The organism is Paenibacillus profundus (assembly GCF_021369635.1).
GTDB classification, from domain to species: Bacteria; Bacillota; Bacilli; order Paenibacillales; family Paenibacillaceae; genus Paenibacillus_B; species Paenibacillus_B profundus.
This window is the reverse complement of record NZ_JAJNBZ010000009.1, coordinates 30,839-53,780: the sequence shown is the minus strand read 5'-3', so window position 1 is coordinate 53,780 and position 22,942 is coordinate 30,839. Positions and strand designations below refer to the sequence as shown.

Here is a 22,942-nt window from a genome sequence, read left to right as displayed (position 1 = left end):
CATTTTGTATACCGTTATTGTGATTGCGGCTTACTGTAACCGCTATTTAATAGAGTATTATGAATATAGAGGGGGAATCCCGCGTGGAACGATTATACACGGAGCAACTCGATATCGCATATGGAGAGCTGTCGATTGTCAAAAACCTGAATATTGGCATTCCTTCAGGAAAGATTACAGCGCTGGTCGGAGCTAACGGCTCAGGCAAATCGACCATTCTGAAGGCCATGGCGCGTATTATGAAGCCAAAGGGCGGAAATGTCTTTCTAGACGGAAAATCGATTCATCAACAATCGACGAAAGACGTCGCCAAGCAGTTGGCCATTTTGCCGCAGAATCCGGTGGCTCCTGATGGATTAACCGTGTCAGAGCTCATTACCTACGGGCGGTTCCCGCATCAGAAGGGCTTCGGCTCTTTAACGAAAGAAGATAAAGAGATTGTGCAATGGGCCATTGAAATGACAGGCATGGCCGAGTTCTGTGACCGCCCCGTCGATCAACTGTCCGGCGGACAGCGGCAGCGCGCCTGGATTGCGATGGCGCTTGCGCAAGGAACCAACATCTTGTTCCTGGATGAACCGACGACATTTCTCGATATGGCTCACCAGCTGGAAGTGCTGAAATTGCTGCAAAAGCTCAACTCGGAGCAGCAACGCACCATTGTCATGGTCGTCCACGACCTCAATCATGCTACCCGCTACGCCCAGCATATGGTCGCCATCAAACGCGGTCAAGTCGTCTGCAGCGGATCACCGGCAGAGGTTATGACCCATGATGTACTGCGGGAAGTATTCGGGATTGAAGCGGACATCATTCCTGACCCGCGCACTGGCGTTCCTCTGTGCCTGCCGTACGAATTGGGCCGGAGCACCGCAGCTTCGACCTCTGCTGCTTCCAGCAATGCGATGAAGAACATGCAACGCCCACAGCCGATCGCGGCTGGATAGATAGCTGCATCCGAAGTAAAGGTTATGCCGCTATGGCAGCAAAGTTAGTTAAATACTTGTAGCAACGCTATCCACATGTGGACAACTTTTTCAGACACAGTTATCCCCCTTTATCCACATATGAAATGTGAGTTATGAACAACAAAAGCCGTCTCTTTCCGGTAAGCACACTGGAGAGGGGCGGCTCTGTATATTTCCTGATGGCGTATCAACAGTGGCACGTGCAGACAGCTCAGACCATTTGCGAGCGAATACACATCGATTGATTCCTTACTGGTGAAAACAGACCTTTGTCCAGTTGTACAACCCCACGCCGATTGTTTCTGCTGTCATATTTATAAATGGTGTTCATTACACTTAATATGAATAGCACGAAGATATGAGCCTGCGACGGCTTATATGTTCTGATAGGGAGAGAGTGGGGTTGAAAAGAAGAACAATGATGGAGCTTGTGTCCGGGTATGAGGCGAAGCGGTTCACCCCGGTAGAGATTACGATACAATACTTGAAGACGATTAAAGCGAAAAATCCGAAGCTCAACGCGTATATTACCATTACGAAGGAGCTCGCTCTTCGGCAAGCCCAAATGCTCGAAATGAAGCTGATGGCTGGCGAGCAGACGGGACAGCTGTTCGGAGTTCCCTTGTCCTATAAAGATAATTTCGCAACGAAAGGCATCCTTACCACAAGTGGTTCCTTCATCGACCGGAACTTCATTCCGGACAAGAATGCCGCCGTCGTGCAGCAGATGGCCACAGAAGATGCTATTACTTTGGGAAAGACGAACATGCATGAGTATGCGTTCGGCATTACGTCTAACAATCCGCATTACGGCCCCGTCCGCAACCCATGGAATCCCCAGTATACGCCCGGCGGATCAAGCGGCGGATCAGGAGCGGCAGTCGCAGCCAATATGTGCGTGGCTTCGCTCGGCTCGGATACGGGGGGCTCGGTGCGGATACCGGCAGCCTCCTGCGGCGTCATCGGTCTCAAGCCGACCTATGGAACGATATCCACGGAAGGAGTATTCCCGATCTCGTGGACGCTCGATACGGTCGGACCGATTACAGCCAATATGAACGATCTCGCGGTCATGATGGAGGCTTTGACGAACCGTGCCTATACCTCGTTCCTCGTGGAAGACATACGTGGAGTGCGCATCGGTGTGCCTGCGAATTATTTCAATGAGCGCATCGATCCAGAGACATACAAGTTGTATTTGCAAGCCGTTACAGCACTGTCAAGCCTTGGCGCAATACTCATCGATGTCGACCTTCCCTTTCTGGAAGGCAATCAGGAGGCCGTACTGACCATTGCGACGGCCGAAGGCGGGTATGTGCACCAGAGCAGAATGGAGTGCTGCCTCTCTCAGTACGGTGCCGACGTAAGGGCGGTACTGGAATCCTCCGCGAACATTACGGCGGTGCAGTATATTGCGGCTCTGAAGAAGAAAGAAGGCTATATCCGGGAATTTCGGCGGGTATTTGAACGCATCGACGTGCTGGCCACACCTGCCCTGCCGATTCCGCCGCGGAAAATCGGCGTGGAGGAAGTGCAATTCGGCTCCGTAACTGAGACGATATTCGATACGATGACTCGATATACGGGTATTTTCAGCTTGGCGGAGGTGCCGGCGATGTCCATCCCGTGCGGCATTACTAGCGAGGGGCTCCCCGTCGGCTTGCAGTTGGTGGCTGGCTTGTACCGGGAGGATCAGCTTATCCGGACCGGGTATGCCTTCGAGCAGAGCCAACTCGCTGATTTCTATAAGAAGAGAGACAGTCTGGAGACCTAGGCTGTCCGGGTAACCCTAGCAAGGCTGAAAACGAAACAAATACGGGTGTGAGGACTGTATTGTCCCCAGATAATACTCTGATTGGAGAGCCCTTGATTGATGTGCAAAGGCTCTTTTTGTTTTGGGTTTCTGGACAAGCTCAAGAGCCTTCCTGACGGAAGGCTCTTGTTCGTTGTATCGCGCTATTGCTGCTTCGTTCACCCGGCTGTGTCTCTCGTTGCGGCTGATGCAGAAGGAGCTTGGCTGCGACGTATCATAAAGAAATAGCACGTGACGGCACCCATGCCGCAGCAAGCGATGACCACTCCCATCGGAACGGCAGTCTGACTGCCCGCGATGCCGACCAGAGGGGCCGCAGCAGAACCAGCGATGAACGGCAGCAGGCCGAGCATAGCCGAAGCGCTGCCTGCCGTCTTTCCTTGATTTTGCATAGCCAGCGAGAACCCGGCGGTATTGACCATCCCTGTGCTGGATAACATGACGAACAGGCAGATTAAGACTGCAATTAGCGGAGCCTGCAGTAAAATGACCACTAGCAAGGCCACACCGCTAGAGGCAGCTAGCAAAATTCCGGTCAGGAACAGTCTGGACTCGTGGAACCTTGCAGCCAGCCGACCCGTCACTTGGGTAGCGAGAATGAGGCCGAAGCCATTTATCGCAAAGAACATGCTGAACGCTTGCGGCGATGCGCCATAAATATCCTGCAAGACGAACGGGGAGCCTGATATATAGCCGAACATTGCGGCCGTTACGAGTCCCTGCGTGCAAGCATAACCCATAAACACGCGGTCACCGATCAGGCCGCGGAACGTCGATAAAGTTGTCTTCACGCCTCCCGTTGAACGACGCTCGTGAGTCAGCGTTTCTGGAAGACCAAGCGCAGCTGATATAATCATCACAATGCTTAGCAGTCCGAGCACGACGAATACACCGTGCCATGAAGTCACCTTAAGCAGCTGTCCGCCTGCGATCGGCGCAAGAATGGGCGCAAGCCCGTTAATGAGCATTAGCAAGGAGAAGAACTTCGTTAGCTCCGTCCCGGAATACATATCACGCACCATCGCGCGTGCGATGACGATCCCGCCGGATCCAGCCATTCCTTGAACAAAGCGCAGAACGATAAGTCCCCAGATAGAAGGCACGACAGCACAAAGGAACGACGCGATCGCATAAACGATTAGTGAAATAATGAGCGGAATTCGACGACCGCGTGCGTCACTGAGCGGACCGAGAAACAGCTGCCCCACTGCTAACCCGAGCAAGCATGCTGTCAGACTGAGCTGGACCAGCGATGTGCTCGTATTCAAATCATTCGCGAGCATTGGCAACGACGGCAAGTACATATCAATGGAGAGCGGGCCGATAGCCGTCATCGACCCGAGAATCATAGCCATGGACAACCGTTGCTTGCGCGTGGAACGCGTGGAAGAAGGCCCGGGAGTATCCAGACGATTCGTGCGTATGTTCATTTCCGGCTTTCCACCTTTCTTTCATACAGTCTAGCTGTTGATTTTCATTATAACATTAAATCTTTTCATCATATAAAAAGGGTGGCTTCAACCATTGAAGTCACCCTGTTCATTACATAAATCTGGCTGCAGAGCGTTATATTGTGTCTGTTAGAGGTTGTTCAATAGGCCCCAGTGACCAATTTTGAACATGCACTTTTAGTAGAACTTCACTACTTCATCATGAGGCAAGAAGGAACGTTCCCCCGGCTGCTCCGCAGGCCATCCGAACGGCATTTGCCCGATCAAGGTCCACTGCTGCGGAATGCTCCATTTCTCTTTCACCTGATTATCAATGAGCGGATTGTAATGCTGCAGCGAGACGCCGAAGCCTTCCGCAGAGAGCGCTAGCCATACTGCATATTGCAGCATGCCGCTGCCTTGCTGCGACCAATTGTTGAAGTGCTCCTTATAGAGAGGGGCTTTCTCTTTCATAGTATCCACCGTCGCTTGATCCTCGAAGAACAACACGGTCCCTAATCCATCCTTAAACCCTTGCAAGCGCGCTTCCGTAGCTGAAAAACTATCAGCAGGCACGATAGCCTGCAACGTTTCTTTCACGAGAGCCCACAATTGTTCATGACTCTCATCCATGAGCACGACCAGCCGACCACTCTGCATATTGAATGCAGATGGCGCATGAAGAGCCAATGTAACAATCTCATCAATGCGCTCCTTCTCCACCTTCGGGCTATTCGTTACAGCGCGAATCGAACGTCTGCCTTGAATGGCTTCGACTAAAGTGCGGCTTTCCATTTGATTAGCCATCATCCATCATTCCTCTCGTAAGTAAAAATCTGAATTATATTCCCCTGAAACACGAGCTAGCATGCAAATACGCGCAAGTGATATGTTTATTTCATCCTAAACCCCAATGTAACTATTATAGTTACAACGAGAATGATAATCAAGCATTGATTATTCCAGCATCAACACAAGCCTTAAATCATGGTTTAGACGCACGGGCCATTAAGGATACAATCAGAATCCAATGTGCTGGGATGGAAAATACTTAATAAGCAGTATGTTGCGCGCAATAAAAAGAAGCGCCGCGGCGTTAATATCGTCGTGGCGCTCCTCCTGTATTCGTTCATTGCGACGCTCTGCTAGTCTACACGGAACCCCCGCCCGGACGATCGAGATGGTACAGCTTCCGGTAACGCGGAACACGCTCCATTAAATCAGCATGCGAGCCTCTCATTTCAATTTTTCCGTTCTCGATAAAAATCACTTCATCCATCTGCTCTACCCCGACCAAATGGTGCGTAATCCATACGAGCGACTTCCCTTGGATCGTCTCAAACATGGTGGCCAGCAGCTCCCGTTCCGTCCGCGGATCGAGTCCTACGGTCGGTTCGTCCAGAATAACGACAGGCGTATCCTGCAGCAAAATACGCGCCAAGGCGATCCGCTGCCGTTCGCCTCCGGAGAAGCGCTGCCCAGTCTCCAGCATCGGCGTATCATATCCCGCAGGAAGCGAATCGATTAATGCATCCAAGCGGACTTGCTTCGCTACGCGGCGGATATCCTCATCCGATGCATCCCGCTGGCCGAGCCGGATATTATTCGCCACCGTAGTGTCGAACAAGTGTGGGCTCTGGTTCAGCACGGAGATGACGCGCGGGATGGCCTCGCCGTAAGCGGACGCGGGGACACCGTTAATGGCGACGCTGCCCTGGCCCGGTGCAACCGCCCCTTGAATCAACTTCAGCAAGGTTGATTTGCCTGCCCCGCTACGGCCGATAAGCGCAATCTTCTTCCCTTGCGGGATATCCATTGAGATGCCATCGATGGTCCATGCATCCGCAGCATCATAACGGTAGCGCACCTCATCCATCGTTATGTGGGCATTGGTCTCCGCCGTCCGCAGCACTTCAGCCGGCACCGCCTGTTCAGCGGATCCGGCAGCTAGGCTGGACGAATCTTGAATTTTGCCAAGCCGCTCAAGTGAATCCTGGTATTGTGGAATCTTCTCGACAGCCTCGGATACGGGCAGGAATGCATCCATCAACGGGAACACAACGAGTGTGAAGGCAGCGATTAACGTGACAGAAATATGACCGTCCGCAGCCTGCTGTCCCGCCCAATAGGCCATAGAGACGACTGCCAGGCCTACCACGCATTGACCGATGAAGGTTCTCCATCTTGCCCACCCGCGCAGCGTCCCGTCCACCCGGGCGACAGCGGCTTCGTCCGTCTCATACGAGGCAACGAATTGTGGCGACCGTCCGCTGATGACCCAGTCGCTCATGCCGAGCACTGCATCGGTCAGCTTCTGATAGAGCTGGTTGCGTTCCTGCTTAACCTGCTTCTGCTTCGTTCTTGTGACCAGCAGAGAGATCCAAGGCAAGACGAATACAATAATGAGCAGATACAGCGCCATCAGAAGGGCAAATGGCACGTCGAACCAGCCCAAAGCCGCAATGCACACCACATACATCACGACAGCGATGATGCTCGGAAAGACGGTACGCAGGTACACATTTTGCAAATATTCAATATCATCCGCCAGCATGCCAAGAATATCCCCTGTACGGAATCGGGAACGGATGAACAAGGCTTGCGGCTCCAACATGCGGTAGAGGCGAACCCTCATGCTTGATAAAATGCGCAGTACCGCATCATGCCCCACTAGACGCTCGATATAGTGTACCGCCGCTCTCCCGATCCCGAACGTTCGAACTAAGACGATTGGAACGTACACCATTAATATATTTTCCGGGCGAAGCGCAGACTTCGAAATGAGATAACCGGATGTGAACATAAGTGAACCGGCGCATAACGCGGTTAACATGCCGAGGGCAATGATGGTTGCGAAGCGCCAAAAATAGGTTCGTAAATAGGGGCGAAACCATGCTTCCCGTTTCAATGTACTCCCTCCCCCTGAGATGCCATCATTTCGTAGTACACGCCTCGCTGCGCGAGCAACTGTTCATGCGTGCCGGTCTCGGCCACGCGGCCATGATCGAACACGATAATCCAATCCATATCCGGCATCCAGTGCAGACGATGGGTCGCCAGAAAGACCAGCTTGTGCTCGAACAAGGAAAGCATCGTCTCTTTTAATTCATACTCCGTTTCAATATCCAAATGCGCAGTCGGCTCATCCAGCAACACGATCGGACGATCGCACAGGAACGCGCGCGCAAGCGCGACACGCTGCTCTTGACCGCCGCTTAAGGCTCGTCCGCCATTGCCGATCATCTCATCGCAGCCCTGAGGCAAGCTGGCTGTCAGCCCGGAAAGTCCAGCCGCAGATAAAGCACGTTCCACCTCTTCACTCGACGCCTCTGGGGCATAGAACCGGACATTGTCCGCCAGAGAGCTGCTAAAGAGGTAGGGGTGCTGCGGAATGTAAGTCGTTTCCTTGCGCCACGCTTCATCGGTCAACGCATGAATGCTCTTGCCGTTCAACTCGAACTGCCCTGCCGAAGGATACAGGAAGCCCGCCAGCACATCGATGAGCGTCGATTTTCCGGCTCCGCTCTCTCCGATAATGCCGATTTTTCGCATTCCTGTAACCTTGATCGAGACGTCTTCTAAGGAAGACGGCCCCTCTTCTTCGTGCCGTACGTGAATTCCAGATAGCGTCAGCGTGCTTTCCTCTGTCCACGTGAAGGATGACGGCAGATCGGATGACATAGTCGACGCCGCATCATGAGCGAGAATGGAATCAATTGCCTTCCCAGCCTCTTTTCCGTTCAAGGTGGCATGATAATCGGCCCCCACCATGCGAACGGGCAGAAAATATTCCGGCGCCAATATAAGGATCGTCAACCCCGTTACCAGCGTCATGTTCCCTTCCACAAGGCGCAGCCCCAAGCTGACCGCCACCGATGCTACAGACAGCATCGTGAAGAAGTCGAGCGAGAAGGAGGACAAGAAGGCAACGCGAAGCGTCCGCATCGTCGCCGTCTGGTACTGGTCACTCACCCGTCCGATCGTGCCGCTGTGCGCGCGGCTGCGCCCAAGGAACTTGAGCGTTTCCAGTCCGCGAAGCGCATCGACGAAGTGGTTCGATAATATCCGGTACGACTCCCATTGCCGATCCATTTGCTTACGCGCGGCCAATCCGACCAGGATGAGGAACCCGATCAGAATGGGCATCGTCACGACGAGGATAATCCCCGCGACCAAGTCCTGCGTGAAAATATAAGCGACCACCATAATCGGTGTAATCGCCGTGCCGATCATACGCGGCAGAAACAGCTCCAGATACGTACGGAACTGCGCTACGCCTTCCAGCACAAGCGTTACCAAATTGCCGGTTCCTTCTGACTTGGCAAATCTCGGACCGAGCTGAAACAGTTTCTCCATCAGCCGTTGCCGCACATCCGCTCCTGTCATTTCGGCAAAGCGGTACGCCACCTTCTGTTGAAGGAGAGCGGTAGCTTGACGGACAACAAAAGCAAGCAGGAACAACATTGTCGTTCCGGCCTGCTCCTGCAGCGGCTCCCCGGCAAAGAGGGCGGAAATGACTTCCGCCAACCACTTCGCCAGAAATATTATGGAAATACTTTGCACGAGGGCAAGGACGGTCAATAAGAACAGAACCGGCTTGATCCCTTTGTATCCGAGTAAGTTGTTACCCATTAGTATTCCAAATGCTCCTTCTCATGTACGCGTTTGTGAAATACGAAATAGCTCCATATTTGATAGCCTAGCACGAACGGCAGCAGGGTTAACGTTACTATCGTCATCACCTTGAGCGAATATGGGCCAGAGGCTGCATTATGAATCGTCAGGTCGAACGCTTTGTCAATGGAGCTGACCATGACGCGCGGGAACAACCCAATGAACAGCGATGCAATAGATAATACAATGACCGTCCCCGTCATGCCGAAGGCCCAGCCGTCCTTTTTCTTCGAAGTAAAGGCGCCTGCCAGAACAAAAGCCACCACACCGAGCACCGCTACCGCGAACAGGATGCCTCCGTGCGCTTCGAACACATCAGTCATAAAGTAAGTCATCGTTCCGAACGCAACCAGCAGTATCGCAAGCGGGATCAACAGCTTATGAGCCAGCTTGCGCGCCCGTGCCTGCAAATCGCCGATCGTGCGCAGCGTCGTGAAGAACAACCCATGCACGAGACAAAGCATTGTAACGGTGACTCCGCCAACGAGCGTATACACATTCACCATGTCGAACAAGCCGGCGTTCATCTCCATGTTCTGGTCGATAGGAACCCCTTTAATGAGCCCTGAAAAGGCTACACCCAGCAGGAACGGAGGCAGCAGGCTGCCAAGGAAAATGGCAAGATCCCACGTCTTTTTCCAACGTTCGGTCTCCACCTTGCCCCGGAACTCGAACGCGACACCGCGCCCGATTAAGGCAAGCAGAACAACGACGAGCGGCAAATAATATCCGCTGAACATGGTGGCATACCAGTTCGGGAAGGCAGCGAACATCGCTCCGCCTGCCGTCAGCAGCCACACTTCATTCGCATCCCAGAACGGTCCGATGGAGTTGATGAGCACGCGGCGTTCTCCATCCGTGCGGGCCAGAAATTTCGTGGACATCCCTACCCCAAAATCAAATCCTTCCAAGAAGAAGAAGCCAACGAACAAAACAGCGACAAGTAAAAACCAAAGTTCATTAAGAGAAATCATGGTGTCCCTCCCGATCAAATGGGTCATTTGAATGTGCTGCCTTTACGGTTTCATTCGGACCCTTTTTGATGACACGAACGAACAAATATACCATTACTATACCAAGTATCGTGTAAATAGTTGAGAATGTGATTAAGGAGAATAGAACCTCTCCCCCGCTCACGCTCGGAGAAATGCTGTCCTCCGTCCGCATCAATCCGAATACGGTCCAAGGCTGACGGCCAAACTCAGTCATAATCCAGCCTGTCGTATTGGCGATAAATGGAAGCGAAATGGCAAACAACATAAAGCGCATAAACCAAGTGTTCTTGTTATCCAGCTTCTTGCGATAAGACAAGTACAAGCCATACATGGCGAGCAGAATCATGAGCGTTCCCGCGGCAACCATGATGCGGAAGCTCCAGAACGTCGTGCGAACCGGCGGAATGTAGTTGCCAGGACCATAGGTCTGCTCATATTCCGCTTGAATTTCGTTCATGCCCTTTACTTCACCAGAGAACTTGCTATAGGACAGGAAGCTGAGCAAATATGGAACCTTGAACTCCATACTATTCTCTTTCTTCTCCGGATCAATCGCCGCAAACACGGTCCAAGGCGCCGGATCCCCGCTCTCTCCCCACAAGCCCTCTGCGGCCGCCATCTTCATCGGCTGCGTGTGAACCAGATACTGCGCTTGCTGGTGGCCGAAGACGGCAACCAGGATGGACGAAATGAGCGCTACGATAACGCCGAGATGGAACGACTTTTTGAAAAATTCCGTATCTTGCTTCTTCAGCAGCTTATAAGCGCTAATACCCGTGATAAGGAACGCGCCCGTCGCAAAAGCAGCAAATATCGTATGTGGAAATTCCACCAACAGCTGGCCGTTCGTGATGAGGGCGAAGAAATCATTCATTTCCGCGCGCCCGTTATTAATCGTAAAGCCAACCGGTCTTTGCATGAACGAGTTTGCCGCCAAAATCCAGAATGCAGACATCGTCGTTCCAAACGCGACTAGCCAAATGCAGAGCAAGTGCAGCTTCTTCGATAACCGCTCCCAACCGAAAATCCACAAGCCGATGAAGGTCGATTCCATGAAGAATGCCAACAACGCCTCAATAGCGAGCGGCGCACCGAAGACGTCACCTACGAATCGGGAGTAATCTGACCAGTTCATCCCGAATTGGAATTCCTGTATAATCCCTGTTACTACACCGACGGCAAAGTTAATGAGGAACAGCTTCCCCCAGAACTTAGCCATTTTCTTATATTCTTCTTTTCCTTTGACGACATACATCGTCTCCATGATTGCGATTAGCAGCGCTAATCCAATCGACACTGGCACGAAGAAGTAGTGAAAAATCGTCGTCGATGCGAATTGGATGCGTGACAATATAACCGTATCCATCAGTTTCCCCTTCCACCTTTCTCTTCATAATTACAAATCATTTAAGTCTATTAGGTCCCGTTCAACCCTAAGCGGCTTCTAATTGTATTAGGCGCTATTAGGCAAAAATCGACATTGGCTTACCCCTATACCGGAGTCGAACACGGGATCAATGATGTTGATTACACGATTCATGTGATATTTTGTCAGATTAAGGCCTCTGGTAATGTGATTTATGTCACATCTTTTGGGGGAGAGATTGAGCAAAATGCGAACTTTGTGCCATTCGTCACAAAATAGTAATAATTGAAATATAAAAAGAAGAAAAATGACATTGAATTCTGTCCATCTCACTTCGTTCGGAGCCTATCCCTATCTGGTTGCTTCATCCATTCATGTATGAATTACCGTAAATTGGAATGCGCTAGACCCGCCGAAGGTCTAGGATACGAACCGAACCGCAGACCATTTTCATGCAACCCTTGTTGCATTAGGATGAAGATAAGAGATAAACAAGTACGACATAATGCATCGTGGTGCTTAATATAGAGTTCTCAGGGGTAAAGGAGTGGCTAGAAACGATGATGGAACGAGGAAATAAGATGAAGACACAGCGGAAAGCACAGGTGCTTGTATTGACAGGTGCCATTGGGCACGGCCATGTGCAAACGGCCAATGCGATCCGGGAATCGGCCGCAGCGTGGTTCCAGGAAGATGTCGATGTGCACGTCGTTGACTACATGGAACAGGTGGCCCCCCATTTGCACGGGGTCGGCTCCTATTGCTTCATTCAGTGGCTGAAGCTGTTCCCGAATATGTACGGCTATCTGTTCGAGATGACACGCAAAGATCGCGGACTCGCCCAGTTGTTGAAAAGCGTTCGGCTGACCAGTCTGCGCCCCTTGTCCAAGCTGGTGCAGCGTATGAGACCAGACGTCATCGTCAGCACGTTCCCGGCTGCAAGCGCGGCCGTCTCGAAGCTGAAGGAACGCGGCCTCGTCGATTGCCCAGCCGTTACCGTCATTACGGACCATACGGATCACAGCTTCTGGATCCACCCGTACACCGATCTGTATATGGTCGGGTCACAGGAAGCACAGAACGTGCTTGTCGCGCAAGGCATCTCCGCGGCACGTATAGAGGTGACGGGAATTCCCGTACGTCCAGCCTTCTATAATACCTATGACAAACAAGAGCTGCGTGAACGCCACGGGCTAGACGGTTCCGCAATGACGGTGCTGATGATGGGCGGCGGATGCGGCCTGCTCGACGCATCGTTGCTGCGGGAGTTGGAGAAGGCTCCTTGGGCGAGCAGCATGCAATTCATCGTCATCTGCGGGCGCAACGAGCGGCTGCAGCAGCAGTTGGAACGATGGGCGGAGCTGACGCCCTTGCGCGTGCACATCGAAGGCTATGTCGAGGCCGTACACGAGTACATGGCAATGTCCGACCTGATGATTACGAAGTCAGGCGGCGTAACGACAACTGAAGCAGTCGTGCAGAAGCTGCCGCTGCTCGTCTATAAGCCGCTGCCCGGACAAGAGCAGGATAACATCCGCTACTTGCTTCGGAACGGGCTAGCCCGCCGAGCCAAGAGCGCGGACGACCTGCTGTCGAAGCTCGCTTCCTTCGAAGCTCACCCGGAGCAGTTGGAGCGAATGCGCGAGCGCGCACAAGCCGAGCAGCAGCATACGCCTGTCAGCGCGTTGCAGGCTATTCTGAACGTGCTGAATCAGCCGGCGATGCAGCGCAAAGCGGCTGGGCAATGGTTCCGGCGACGCAGAATCGTATAAGCGACTAATCGTCTAACCATCTATTCAAGCAGCTATTCGACCACTCGATAACAATTAGTCTATTAGTCTATTAGTCTATTAGTCTAATCGTATGTGTGACTGGTTATATGTGTGCCTAATCGTCAATCGCCGTCCAACTTTGGTCTGGAGCTTATGCATGGACGAATATAATCTAGCATACATGTCTGGACCAATTGGGTCTGGCGCTCATGCCTAACCGGCTTATATTTTGCGGTCAACCTAGACAACCTCGTCTGTGCCTATGCACAGACGACTTCGGTCTTATGCTCACGCCCAGCCAACCTTCACTCTAACACTTGTGCCAACCAGCTTAACTCTATCGTCACGCCTAGATGACTCATTCTAACCACTTCGGTTGTCATTCTGGCCTAACTGCCCTCACTCTGACGCTCTCGTCTGGCCCGGTTCTTCCTGTTGAGATGCTTGGTAACGCGAATATGGATGAATCGGGATGCTCTGAGCCCAATGGAGGCTTCGATAAGAGCATCCATTGGAAAACATACACCAGAATGGCCTGTCGCATGCAGAAACTCTCCTTTTCGTTGGAAAACATCCAATCAAATCACACCCTATACATGCTCCGCAGCCATTTTGGGTAATTCCATTGCACATTTTCCAATGGATCGCCCCGTCTACTGCCTTGACTCTAAGAAACATTGGACAAAATCCAACGGAATCAAGCGCCCCATACTATAATTCAAAAAACAAGCTATTCCTCCGGCTAGTTCCACCGAGCCAACTGGACGAGTAGCTTGTTTTCGTTGCATGACACGATTATCCTACACATTATTTCCGCTCCTGCTTCGAGGGGGCATACAACCGCTCCACCTTGTCATCGGGAATTTCCTTCTCTCCGTACCGCACTTCATTGTACGCTTCACCCAACTCGGTCAAGACGCTAATATTCGCTGCACGGTCCTGCCGTCCGATCTCCTGAACTGTCTCCTTCGGCGTCAGATAGGAGCGGTGCTCGTATCCCTTCGCCTCAGAGCGCTGCAGCTGATCCCGATACAGATAACGCACGCGTTCGCGATTGGTCTTCAGTTCCGAATATTTAGCATGCGGCCTCCCCCATCTCCGCATGGCCTGGTTCCAAGGCTGCATGACATTGCGGCGCAGCTTCTCCCACTGAAACATGCTCGTTTGCTCATCGATATACCCAACTTCTGACGGTGTCTCACCCTTTTGGCTGAAGAACTGAAGCAACCATTGCCATAGCTTCGGGAACCATTTCTTCACGGCAAATCGGAACAAGTAAATGAAGCCAGCAATGATGGCGACCGCGAGAGCGCACCAGACGGCGACGATGGCGATCCGCTCCAGCAGCTGCGCGAACGCGCTCGGCTCCTCGGCTTCCCCCAATCCCAACAGAGGCGGCGGCTCCGGCATTGACGGCGGTATGTCGGGCACGGCATCCGTCGGCGGACTGCTGCGGAACAGCCACCCGAGCAGCGCTCGGGTCCAGTTCATAAGCGTATCCATCGCCGAACCGAACGTGAGAGCGACAGCCATCATAATAAAGGCAAAAAACGAACCAGCATACCACGCATTAATATGGCTCACCTGGGCCGGAACCGAGCTGCGAACACCTCCGGCATCGCCAGATCCGGCACTAAGGTTGGCCTTGCGCAATTGGCTCCAATTCATTTGAAACAGCGTGACGACGATGGCGATTATTCCAGCCCCTACCAGATGATCTTGAAACGGCATCATTTCTGGACGAGATATAGATACGATATAAACAATGAAATAGACAGCCAACGCAATTCCGTTCCAATGCACGGTATCCATCCATAAGTCTAATTCGGACACAATCTTTACACCCCGGCCAAAGAGAACGAAGCACATTACAAGAGACATGATGCGGGGGATATCTATCGGTCCGGACGCAGCATACAGCACGCCCCCGATAACCAGTACCAACATGAGCCATAGGTTATCCCGCTTCCAGCGGAAGATCTTTTTCGCCATGACGCCGAGCAATGCAAACAGAGGCAATATGCCATACCAGAACGAGGCTCCCGCCTGTTCGGGAAGCAAATATACAGTAAGCAGAAATACGATCGGAAACGCCAACACGTATTCCAACAGGCCGCGACATCCGTCCGATATCCATTTGGATTTATCCGGCATTCGGATTCACCTCTTTCGCTTCAGTCACTCGCAGGCTCGGCTCGGGCAGGACGACCAGCTCGACACCGTTGCCCCTCATTCGAATTCGGGATAGAACCGCGTTGCCATCGCTCAGCCGAATCGGCGTAATGATGACGAAATCAGTATTCGCCGCATCCTCCCACTGCTTCATTAGTGATTCGAACGACAAGGTCAGCTCCAGCTCCAGCTTCGACATTAGATCGAACATGGCGGACAGGTGGTGCGATCCCGCAGCCGGTGTTAGCGTTACCGCTTGCCCCTTGGGACGGTCGTGCAAGCTTCCGTTACAGCTGAATCCCGTCTCGATGCCTTTCATCACAGTCAGGTTCGCAATGGAAGCCGCGTATGAGAGCGCCTGCTCGACGCCTTCCGGCCTCGTAACCTTGGACCACATCCGTTCGCTCGTTTCAAAATTAACGATAATCATCAGCTTGCGGTCCGCTGTATAGTCGAACTTATGCACTTGCAGCTGGTTCGTCCGGGCCGTCGCCTTCCAATGCACCGACTTCAGTGAATCGCCGGCACAGTACGGTCGTACGCCTGATTTCCAAAACGGATCCTCCAGTATCCACCGGCGCACGGTAATGTCCCCAATCCAGCTTTTATTAGAAAAAGGGATGTGCTCGATCGGCACCAATTGGGGAAATACGACGATTTCCAAAGAAAGCGGGATCCTTCTGACCTTATCGATAATTCCGAACGGATCGCCCACAGTCATCGTCGCACTGTCCAGCTGGTACACCCCCCGCCCCATGCAAGTAATGTGGTGCCTTCGCACGATTTGGGTATAAGGCATCAGCGCGAATAAGCTCTTATGGTTCTGCGAGATTTCCCCGACATCCACATCCAGGTTGCTCTGACTCTCGAACCGGAGCGAGCTGTGGATCATAGATTCCAGGCGCACCCAAGGCAGCGGCAACAGCTTGTCATTTCCGATAGTCTCAATCATCTCTACGCTCTCACCGACGAACAGCTTCTGCTTCGTGAACGTGCGCGTGTAGTATACGTTCTTCAACGCCCACTTCTTATACACTATCCCAAGCAGCGCCAAGGCGATGCCCAGGAACAATATCAACCAATGGAGCGGCATCATGATGCCCCCTTACTCCGTCAATTGCGGTTCCGTCGGCACGGGAACTTGGCTTACGATGTGCTGCAATACCGACTCCGCATAGGATGTTTGGAGCTGGGATGTGTTGTGAAAGAGCAGCCGATGGGCCAGCACAGGAACGACCATGGCCTTCACGTCATCTGGTGAGACATAATCGCGGCCGCCTATAACGGCATACGCCTGAACCGCGCGCAGCAGCGCTTGGCCGGCCCGGGGGCTGGCACCGAGCGCTATCTCATGATGCTTGCGTGTCTGTTCCACGATTTTGAGCAAATACTCCAGAATCGAGTCATCGACGTGCACGTTCGTGTAATGCTTTTGCGCATTCACGATATCTTCCTTGGAAGCGACGGGCTCGATGCTTTGCAGCGGGTTGCCGGAGCGGAATCGTGACAGGATCGCTTTGCTCTCATCGAAAGAGGGATAACCCATCTTCAGCTTCAGCATGAAGCGGTCTAGCTGTGCTTCCGGAAGCGGAAAAGTCCCGTAATTGTCTAGCGGGTTCTGTGTTGCTAACACGATAAACGGCTCCTCGAGCACGAGCGTGTCCCCGTCAATGCTAACTTGCCGCTCCTCCATGCACTCCAAAAGACTCGATTGCGTCCGCGGTGTAGCCCGATTTATTTCATCTGCAAGCAGCAGATTGGTGAATACAGGACCTGGGTGGAATTGGAACTCACTGACCTTCTGGTTGTACACATTCATTCCGCTCAAATCCGTTGGCAGCAGGTCGGGCGTAAATTGAATGCGCTTAAAGGCACCGTCAATCGATTTCGCGATTGATTTCGCGAGCAGCGTCTTTCCTGTACCGGGAACGTCTTCCAACAGCACATGGCCTCCCGTGATCAGGGCGACGAATATCATATCGATGGTCTCGTCTTTACCGACGATGACATGTTGCACATTTTCCTTTATCGATTGGGCCAAAGCATGAATGTGGGATAACTCCATGGAAGCAGGCACCTCGTTTCGTATGGATTTCACAGGAAACCGTTTTCTTGGATCCATCCTTCTTCCTTCTCCATTATCCTGCTGAATTCCTTTTCGATCTCCATTTCCCTCACTTACGAATTGGACCATGGAGATTAATAAATTACCACCTATATACTCACGCCTCTGTTTACATTACATATTTATTATGGAATTATTTCCAACATATTTCATACATCTATATTGAATCCATTATACTGTATAGGCGAATTGTTCCTAGAGGAGGAGGTTGTAGTAACTTAAAATCGATGAACACAAATAAAAAATAACATTTTAAAAAGCCATTGACATTTAACCAATTGATAACTTACCATAAATATAGAAAAATAAAACAAATTTAGAAATTGGAGGGTTCATTATGGGTTTGTCTGTGCGCAAAATGAAGTTCGTAACTGGTATTTTGCTGTTTAGTGCAATGCTGCTGCTAGTTGTAACTGTTTTATCGCCTTTCGCCACTGCTCAAGCTCTTGCTGGAGACAAAAGTAACGAAGCTACTTCTCAATTTGAAGAAGAATTAGCGTTTATTTTTGAGGAAGCATCCACGCTAAAAGATGGACTATTTGTTCTTGACACTGAGAAAATTGAGCAACGATTCGGCAAAGATCAAGTAGAGGGTATTGCTTTATTAGTTGAATTTATCAACAGTACTGCCCCTGGTTCAATGTCTACATTTAGCTTTGGATCCTGTATGTTGGATGCTTTGAAGGATTATTTGGGAATATCGGTTGTTGAGGCAGCACTAAGTGGTGGGTTGTATGCTTATTTAGTAAAAAAGGCATGGAAAGATGCTGCCAAATTACTTGTTCGCTATGCAATTACTATGAACGTTGCGGGTTTAACAGCTACTCTTATTTTCTATAGCGGCAAGTGTGCCATTTGGGGTTACAAAGCAGACGGCGAGATAGCTTATGGATAAAAGCAAGTTACCGAGCAGATTTAGTTTCATTATTTTCCCTATTATATTCTTCCTATCCTTTGTTGCAATAAAGCTCTTATTTTCCTCCTTAGATTTCACAGAGATACTCACTGATATAGCCTTGATTTTAGTTATTTATTACATCATAGTAGCAATTTATTGGTTTTTTTTCAGAAAAAAATAGCGATGCTTTCTACATAACAAGACTTCTCCAATTAGGAGGAGTCTTGTTATCAATTAGAGACAAGGCCGGATCTGCACCCGATTTAAATACGTTGTTGTAAATATTTGCCTAATCTTATTTTTACTTGTATCGATTCTATCATCAATCTGTATTCCAATCAATCAGCCCCTCGCTCGTGAGAACGCCCGATCCACGAAAGACACGTCTAACTGAAATCATGATTGGCCGGTAAATTGGTTATAGTAACATCGACACGATGTCCAAGGAGGAATATTCAATGGATAATACGCATGAATTTGTAGAAAAACTGCACGATGCGCAACAGAAGAACGAGAAGAACAGAAAGAGCGGCAAAGGCAATCCCGGCCACAGCTTGCCCGGCAAGAAGAAGAGCACAAACAAATAACGGCGGGAAGATAGATATACTGCCTGCTTTGCGAATGGAAGCACCGTCCCTGCGATCTGAATCATCGCAGCCTATGGTTAAACACCTGCCTTTTTCTTCATGCAAAAAAGCCATGATCCCGAGGATCAGGGCTTTTTGTATACGAAACATGTTCATGTATCCTCGGTATTTGAATAAACCATGCAATATTGCTCCAAATCGCTGTTCGGAAGCGGAATGACATCAACGATGCTAAAGCCGTAATGCTCATATACCGGGATGTTGTCCGGATTTTGCGTTTCCAGCGTGCATGCGATGCTGCGTTTGTTGCATTCCTCTATTAGAGGCTTCATGATGCGAGAGACGAAGCCTTGCCCCCGATATTTGGATTGCACCACGAGCATGTCGAGGTGAATGTACTCCCGATTGCCGAGCATGGACAACCATTCCGAGCTCATGCTGTGCAAGATGGCTAGCCCTCTTGCAAATTGCCTGATGCCGATGTAACGGCATATCGGAATGGACTTAATGATGGCAAGCAGCATTGCAGATACGTCCTTGAATCGCGATACGATGGATAATCCAGTCCGATCTGTTCGGAATACGAGCGCGACCGCCTCCATGTTGCCGGAAGTCGAGTAAACGTCGGAATACGGATACAGCATCGTGACATAATTGCGGAAAAAGATTCGGAGCACATCGAGTCTTGTCGAGCGGTCGGGCAAGATATGCTGGTACAACGGATCTTCCACAAAGCCTTCGGCAAGTACATCGGCTGCTCTGCGGATGTCTTTACGGTCTAGTGTTATCAATGGCGTGCTACAAATAGTTCCACCCCGGATCTGTAAAAGTGTCGTTCTTGGATGCGAAGCGCCCTTGTCCAGCGCTTGCGTTATCATCGTACCGCCGGAGGAACGACGAGTCAAACCCGCTGCGCGCATGTCCCGATCGGAGACGTGGCTAGTCCCCTATCTTTTGCAAAAGACCATATATTGCTATATCTCAACTAACTATGCTAAACTAAAAGCACAAAGCAATTTGATTAAGGTAACCTTATTCAAAAGAGGTGGAAACCGGTGCCGAACAATAAAATAAAGCTTGGTGTACCCAGCGATGAAGGACAAGTCAGCATCATGTTCACCAGAGGAGGTCCCCGCGAAGGCGCAGGCCGCAAAGGATTCGGGGAAACTAAGAAAATATCTTTGACTTTAACCAAAGAGCTATGGGGAGAAATCGAACAGCATTGCAGTTCGCGGAGCTGCTCCCGTTCGGAAATCATTCGAGACATCATTGAATCTTATTTCAATGCAGAGTCGGAGGGATAGGTGAATTCATTTGTTGATTGAAGTACCGCAGCCTATTCTAGCCGAAGCGCTGCAGCACGTAATTAAAGCAGTGTCAGCCAACTGTCCTATTCCCATAATGTCTGGAATTCTACTGCGAGCGAATCGGGATGGATTGACGCTCGTTTCCGGCAATTCGAGCATGATGGTTCAATATGAGATTCCTGCCACGGAAAATGTAAACGTTCAGCGCACAGGAAGTATTGTCATCCCTGCAAAATATTTTAGTGAGATCATTCGCAAATTCCCTGCAGGCGTTGTGACACTAGAAATGAAGGAGCCCCTTATCATTACAATTCAAAGTGGGAATGCGGTTTACCGTTTGTGCGGCATGGATGCGGAGCATTTTCCTCAAATGCCAGAAATCAATGACGGCATTCAAGCTCACATTTCTAGCACCGCGTTGAGAAACATGATTCGCCACGTCGTGTTTGCTGTCTCTCCCTCGGAGAAAAGACCTGTATTAACAGGCGTATCCTGTCAAATTGATCGCGATGGCAGCCTCCGATTTCTGGCAACTGACAGCGTACGACTTGCCTCCCGGCTCACCCACGTGAGCTTGGCACAAGACATGGTCATACCGCCCGCAATCATCATTCCAGGGAAAAATGTACATGAATTATCGAAAATGCTGAACGAGGAACAGGAAATGGTTGAAATTACGATTGGCAAAAGTCAGATTGGATTTAGAACAAAAAACCTATTGTTTCAATCCGCATTAATCGATGGATCATATCCATCCGTGGATAGGTCAATACCGCAAACCCATTCGACGGAATTGATCGTCGACTCGGTTGAATTGCTGCATGCGATGGAACGGGTCTCCCTCTTGGCCGGTGACGACAATATGATCCAATTGAGCATCAACGAGCATAACGACATCGAATTGATTTCCAATACTGCAGAAATAGGGGATGTATTAGAAGGAGTGCATGCCGAGGAAATGAGTGGGGAACGCCTATCCATTTGTTTCAACGGAAATTACATGAAGGACATCCTTCGTTCCGTCGATAGCGCCAAATTGAGACTTGCATGTTCTGGAAAATGGAAACCGATAGTCGTGCAGCCAGTTGATGACACCGAATCTACATACATGATTACCCCATTACGGTCACATATGTAGCTTCGAGCGCACAACAGGTTGTGTGGTATCTGCAGTTGCACAACAGCCCCCCATCACAGGGGGGCCAACATGCCGTGCGAAGCCCGGTCAGAGGTCAGTGTCTACCATCAGACCGAGACATCGTCACTTCAAGCCTGTCGCAACTTGAAGCAACTGCTCCTTCGTGACGTGCGGCGAATCGCTCGCTACTCGCAAGATGAACTGCTGTCCTGCCTGCCCGCTCATCCAGAACAATTCCTGATACCGATTGGACTCGCTGAACAGGAACTGGTCATTGACCGTATAGTGCGCCTTCGCGCCTTGGACGTCCAGTTCTTCGTATTGCACCGATTCCGAAGCAAGGCCTTTGCTCGTGACGTTCATGTCAGGCATAACCTCAACAGTCACGTAGATTCGATCGTTGTCTGCATTTTTATAGGTTGTGGTATAGCTTTGAAATGGCAGCTGCGGCCCCGGCACGACACGCCAGGCTACGCCATTCCCGTTCTGCTTGCTCTCCTGGCGCAGCTCATCGAGAAGGCTGTACCCTTTCTCATCGACCATGGACTCGTAAGGATTCCCTTCCTTCCCTTCAGAGAAGGTGAAGCTGTCAGGCAACACACGAGGCAAGGAAAGCGGAGCATGCAGCTTCTTAACAGTCTCATTCCACTCCTCTGCGTCCTGCACTTGCTCCTGCTTAGTTACACCGAGCAGTGGATGTCGCTTGTATAGAGGGTGCTCCTCTTTCTCCAATGACGCCACGTATACGACTGCGGCTTGCCCGACTGCCAACTGCTGTTGCACATCCGCCAACGCGTGGCGGATATCTTCGGCGGACGTCCGGGTTAATACAAATTTGGCATCAGTCCGCATCTCTATGTTCATCGTTCCCTGCTCGGCGCTGAACAGCAGCTTCTGTGCCGAATAGGCGAACCCGGTCAGAAGAACGACGGCGAGTGCGACTGCTGCCATTTTGCGCGTGTTGAACTTGCGAACTGTGTAACCCTGTCTCCCCTCTGCCTGAATATGGATGTGATACAGTGCTCCTATTCGTTCATCAAGCGAAGAAGGGCAGCTGACCAGATTGGTTGCCAGTTCATATTCACGCTTCAGTCTTTTTTCCATTGACATAGGTAGACGACTCCTTTCCTGCATTCCGCACCTCGAAAAGATGGCGCAATCTTTTCAGTGCGAGATGATGTCTCGATTTCACCGTTCCCACAGGAATGTGAAGAATGACCGCGATGTCCTCTAAGGAGCAATCCTGATAATACCGGAGAACGATGACTTCCTTCAGCTTCTGGGACAGCTTCTCCACGGCCGGTGTCACTTCCAATTGATCGCTTAGAGCAAGCAAATGCTCCTCTATGTCGTTATGCTGCGGCGCATCAAGCCCCGTCGTTACCCGCTCCAGCAGGCGGAACCTTCTCCACTCGCTTCGTTTCCAGCTGCGCACCTGCCTTACGATCAAGCCGTTGAACCAAGCGTGGAATGGCTGTTCAATATCATATTTGGATAAGCTGCGAAACAGTTCCAAGTACACTTCACTCATGATGTCACCCGCGTCTTGCTTATACGGGGCAAGAAAGTAAATGAGTCGGTACGCATGATCGCGGGTCGACTGGTAGACGTATTGGAACGCTTCGTCATCCCCTTGGCTCATCCGGATAAGCCAAGGCTTCAAATCGGATTCCTTCATGTGGCCAGCCTCCATTCAG

The 22,942-nt window shown here is 50.9% G+C and carries 19 protein-coding genes; 7 read left to right on the top strand and 12 right to left on the bottom strand.

All coding sequences use genetic code 11. The features are described from left to right. Positions 1-83 precede the first annotated feature (83 nt). Together LQV63_RS13300 and LQV63_RS13295 are read left to right on the top strand one after the other, a co-directional pair. Positions 84-947 carry an ABC transporter ATP-binding protein gene (locus LQV63_RS13300; protein WP_019421267.1) on the top strand — a complete coding sequence of 288 codons (864 nt, stop codon included), beginning with the start codon at positions 84-86 and terminating at the stop codon, positions 945-947. 424 nt (positions 948-1,371) lie between these two features. Further along, positions 1,372-2,742, top strand: coding sequence for an amidase (locus LQV63_RS13295; protein WP_233697074.1), 1,371 nt, complete (start codon positions 1,372-1,374; stop codon positions 2,740-2,742). Positions 2,743-2,939: 197 nt separating this feature from the next. Here the strand turns inward: LQV63_RS13295 and LQV63_RS13290 are convergent, their stop codons facing one another. From LQV63_RS13290 to LQV63_RS13265, 6 genes are all read right to left on the bottom strand, one after another. After that, positions 2,940-4,211, bottom strand: a complete 1,272-nt coding sequence (locus LQV63_RS13290) for a multidrug effflux MFS transporter (protein WP_233697073.1) — start codon at positions 4,209-4,211, stop codon at positions 2,940-2,942. Positions 4,212-4,409: 198 nt separating this feature from the next. Continuing rightward, positions 4,410-5,021 (bottom strand): nitroreductase family protein, encoded by a 612-nt coding sequence (locus tag LQV63_RS13285; RefSeq protein ID WP_407672919.1) that lies wholly within the window; start codon positions 5,019-5,021, stop codon positions 4,410-4,412. Positions 5,022-5,361: 340 nt separating this feature from the next. Beyond that, the gene (cydC, locus tag LQV63_RS13280) at positions 5,362-7,119 is read right to left on the bottom strand and encodes a thiol reductant ABC exporter subunit CydC (protein ID WP_233697072.1); all 1,758 of its coding nucleotides are present in this window, start codon (positions 7,117-7,119) and stop codon (positions 5,362-5,364) included. Further along, positions 7,116-8,843, bottom strand: coding sequence for a thiol reductant ABC exporter subunit CydD (cydD, locus tag LQV63_RS13275; RefSeq protein WP_233697071.1), 1,728 nt, complete (start codon positions 8,841-8,843; stop codon positions 7,116-7,118). The genes cydC and cydD overlap by 4 nt, the downstream gene beginning before the upstream one ends. Beyond that, positions 8,843-9,859, bottom strand: a complete 1,017-nt coding sequence (gene cydB / locus LQV63_RS13270) for a cytochrome d ubiquinol oxidase subunit II (protein WP_019421273.1) — start codon at positions 9,857-9,859, stop codon at positions 8,843-8,845. The genes cydD and cydB overlap by 1 nt, the downstream gene beginning before the upstream one ends. Then, positions 9,846-11,246 carry a cytochrome ubiquinol oxidase subunit I gene (locus tag LQV63_RS13265; RefSeq protein WP_233697070.1) on the bottom strand — a complete coding sequence of 467 codons (1,401 nt, stop codon included), beginning with the start codon at positions 11,244-11,246 and terminating at the stop codon, positions 9,846-9,848. The genes cydB and LQV63_RS13265 overlap by 14 nt, the downstream gene beginning before the upstream one ends. A gap of 560 nt (positions 11,247-11,806) precedes the next feature. On the opposite strand from LQV63_RS13265, the gene LQV63_RS13260 reads away from it, so the two are divergent. Then, the gene (locus LQV63_RS13260; protein WP_233697069.1) at positions 11,807-13,018 is read left to right on the top strand and encodes an MGDG synthase family glycosyltransferase; all 1,212 of its coding nucleotides are present in this window, start codon (positions 11,807-11,809) and stop codon (positions 13,016-13,018) included. 807 nt (positions 13,019-13,825) lie between these two features. On the opposite strand, the gene LQV63_RS13255 is transcribed toward LQV63_RS13260, so the two are convergent. Genes LQV63_RS13255 through LQV63_RS13245 form a run of 3 tightly spaced genes read right to left on the bottom strand, consistent with a single transcriptional unit; the run spans position 13,826 to position 17,255 of the window. Continuing rightward, positions 13,826-15,172: a DUF4129 domain-containing protein gene (locus tag LQV63_RS13255; protein ID WP_233697068.1), complete on the bottom strand. Its 1,347-nt coding sequence runs from the start codon at positions 15,170-15,172 to the stop codon at positions 13,826-13,828. After that, positions 15,162-16,286, bottom strand: a complete 1,125-nt coding sequence (locus LQV63_RS13250; protein WP_233697067.1) for a DUF58 domain-containing protein — start codon at positions 16,284-16,286, stop codon at positions 15,162-15,164. The genes LQV63_RS13255 and LQV63_RS13250 overlap by 11 nt, the downstream gene beginning before the upstream one ends. A 9-nt stretch (positions 16,287-16,295) precedes the next feature. After that, entirely contained in the window at positions 16,296-17,255 is a 960-nt protein-coding gene (locus LQV63_RS13245) for an AAA family ATPase (RefSeq protein WP_233697155.1), read from the bottom strand. A gap of 397 nt (positions 17,256-17,652) precedes the next feature. Between LQV63_RS13245 and LQV63_RS13240 the strand changes: the two genes are divergently transcribed. Continuing rightward, positions 17,653-18,210: a hypothetical protein gene (locus LQV63_RS13240; protein ID WP_019421279.1), complete on the top strand. Its 558-nt coding sequence runs from the start codon at positions 17,653-17,655 to the stop codon at positions 18,208-18,210. A gap of 440 nt (positions 18,211-18,650) precedes the next feature. Continuing rightward, positions 18,651-18,800, top strand: a complete 150-nt coding sequence (locus LQV63_RS13235) for a DUF4023 family protein (protein ID WP_311295110.1) — start codon at positions 18,651-18,653, stop codon at positions 18,798-18,800. 152 nt (positions 18,801-18,952) lie between these two features. Here LQV63_RS13235 and LQV63_RS13230 read toward each other — a convergent pair whose 3' ends face one another. Continuing rightward, positions 18,953-19,678, bottom strand: coding sequence for a GNAT family N-acetyltransferase (locus tag LQV63_RS13230; RefSeq protein WP_233697066.1), 726 nt, complete (start codon positions 19,676-19,678; stop codon positions 18,953-18,955). 177 nt (positions 19,679-19,855) lie between these two features. Between LQV63_RS13230 and LQV63_RS13225 the strand changes: the two genes are divergently transcribed. Both LQV63_RS13225 and dnaN read left to right on the top strand, forming a co-directional pair. Then, the gene (locus tag LQV63_RS13225) at positions 19,856-20,104 is read left to right on the top strand and encodes a ribbon-helix-helix protein, CopG family (RefSeq protein WP_019421283.1); all 249 of its coding nucleotides are present in this window, start codon (positions 19,856-19,858) and stop codon (positions 20,102-20,104) included. Positions 20,105-20,117: 13 nt separating this feature from the next. After that, positions 20,118-21,245 (top strand): DNA polymerase III subunit beta, encoded by a 1,128-nt coding sequence (gene dnaN / locus LQV63_RS13220; RefSeq protein ID WP_233697065.1) that lies wholly within the window; start codon positions 20,118-20,120, stop codon positions 21,243-21,245. A 123-nt stretch (positions 21,246-21,368) separates the two neighbouring features. Here dnaN and LQV63_RS13215 read toward each other — a convergent pair whose 3' ends face one another. After that, positions 21,369-22,355, bottom strand: a complete 987-nt coding sequence (locus LQV63_RS13215; protein WP_233697064.1) for a hypothetical protein — start codon at positions 22,353-22,355, stop codon at positions 21,369-21,371. Further along, on the bottom strand, positions 22,327-22,923 hold the full coding sequence (locus LQV63_RS13210) for a sigma-70 family RNA polymerase sigma factor (RefSeq protein WP_233697063.1): 597 nt from the start codon (positions 22,921-22,923) through the stop codon (positions 22,327-22,329). The genes LQV63_RS13215 and LQV63_RS13210 overlap by 29 nt, the downstream gene beginning before the upstream one ends. Between the last annotated feature and the right edge of the window lie 19 nt (positions 22,924-22,942).

Coding starts and splice junctions, on each gene's coding strand:
- LQV63_RS13290 (WP_233697073.1), bottom strand. CDS start 4,211: ATGAACATACGCACGAATCGTCTGGATACTCCCGGGCCTTCTTCCACG.
- LQV63_RS13285 (WP_407672919.1), bottom strand. CDS start 5,021: ATGATGGCTAATCAAATGGAAAGCCGCACTTTAGTCGAAGCCATTCAA.
- cydD (WP_233697071.1), bottom strand. CDS start 8,843: ATGGGTAACAACTTACTCGGATACAAAGGGATCAAGCCGGTTCTGTTC.
- cydB (WP_019421273.1), bottom strand. CDS start 9,859: ATGATTTCTCTTAATGAACTTTGGTTTTTACTTGTCGCTGTTTTGTTC.
- LQV63_RS13265 (WP_233697070.1), bottom strand. CDS start 11,246: ATGGATACGGTTATATTGTCACGCATCCAATTCGCATCGACGACGATT.
- LQV63_RS13260 (WP_233697069.1), top strand. CDS start 11,807: ATGATGGAACGAGGAAATAAGATGAAGACACAGCGGAAAGCACAGGTG.
- LQV63_RS13255 (WP_233697068.1), bottom strand. CDS start 15,172: ATGCCGGATAAATCCAAATGGATATCGGACGGATGTCGCGGCCTGTTG.
- LQV63_RS13250 (WP_233697067.1), bottom strand. CDS start 16,286: ATGATGCCGCTCCATTGGTTGATATTGTTCCTGGGCATCGCCTTGGCG.
- LQV63_RS13245 (WP_233697155.1), bottom strand. CDS start 17,255: ATGGAGTTATCCCACATTCATGCTTTGGCCCAATCGATAAAGGAAAAT.
- LQV63_RS13240 (WP_019421279.1), top strand. CDS start 17,653: ATGGGTTTGTCTGTGCGCAAAATGAAGTTCGTAACTGGTATTTTGCTG.
- LQV63_RS13235 (WP_311295110.1), top strand. CDS start 18,651: ATGTCCAAGGAGGAATATTCAATGGATAATACGCATGAATTTGTAGAA.
- LQV63_RS13230 (WP_233697066.1), bottom strand. CDS start 19,678: ATGATAACGCAAGCGCTGGACAAGGGCGCTTCGCATCCAAGAACGACA.
- LQV63_RS13215 (WP_233697064.1), bottom strand. CDS start 22,355: ATGTCAATGGAAAAAAGACTGAAGCGTGAATATGAACTGGCAACCAAT.
- LQV63_RS13210 (WP_233697063.1), bottom strand. CDS start 22,923: ATGAAGGAATCCGATTTGAAGCCTTGGCTTATCCGGATGAGCCAAGGG.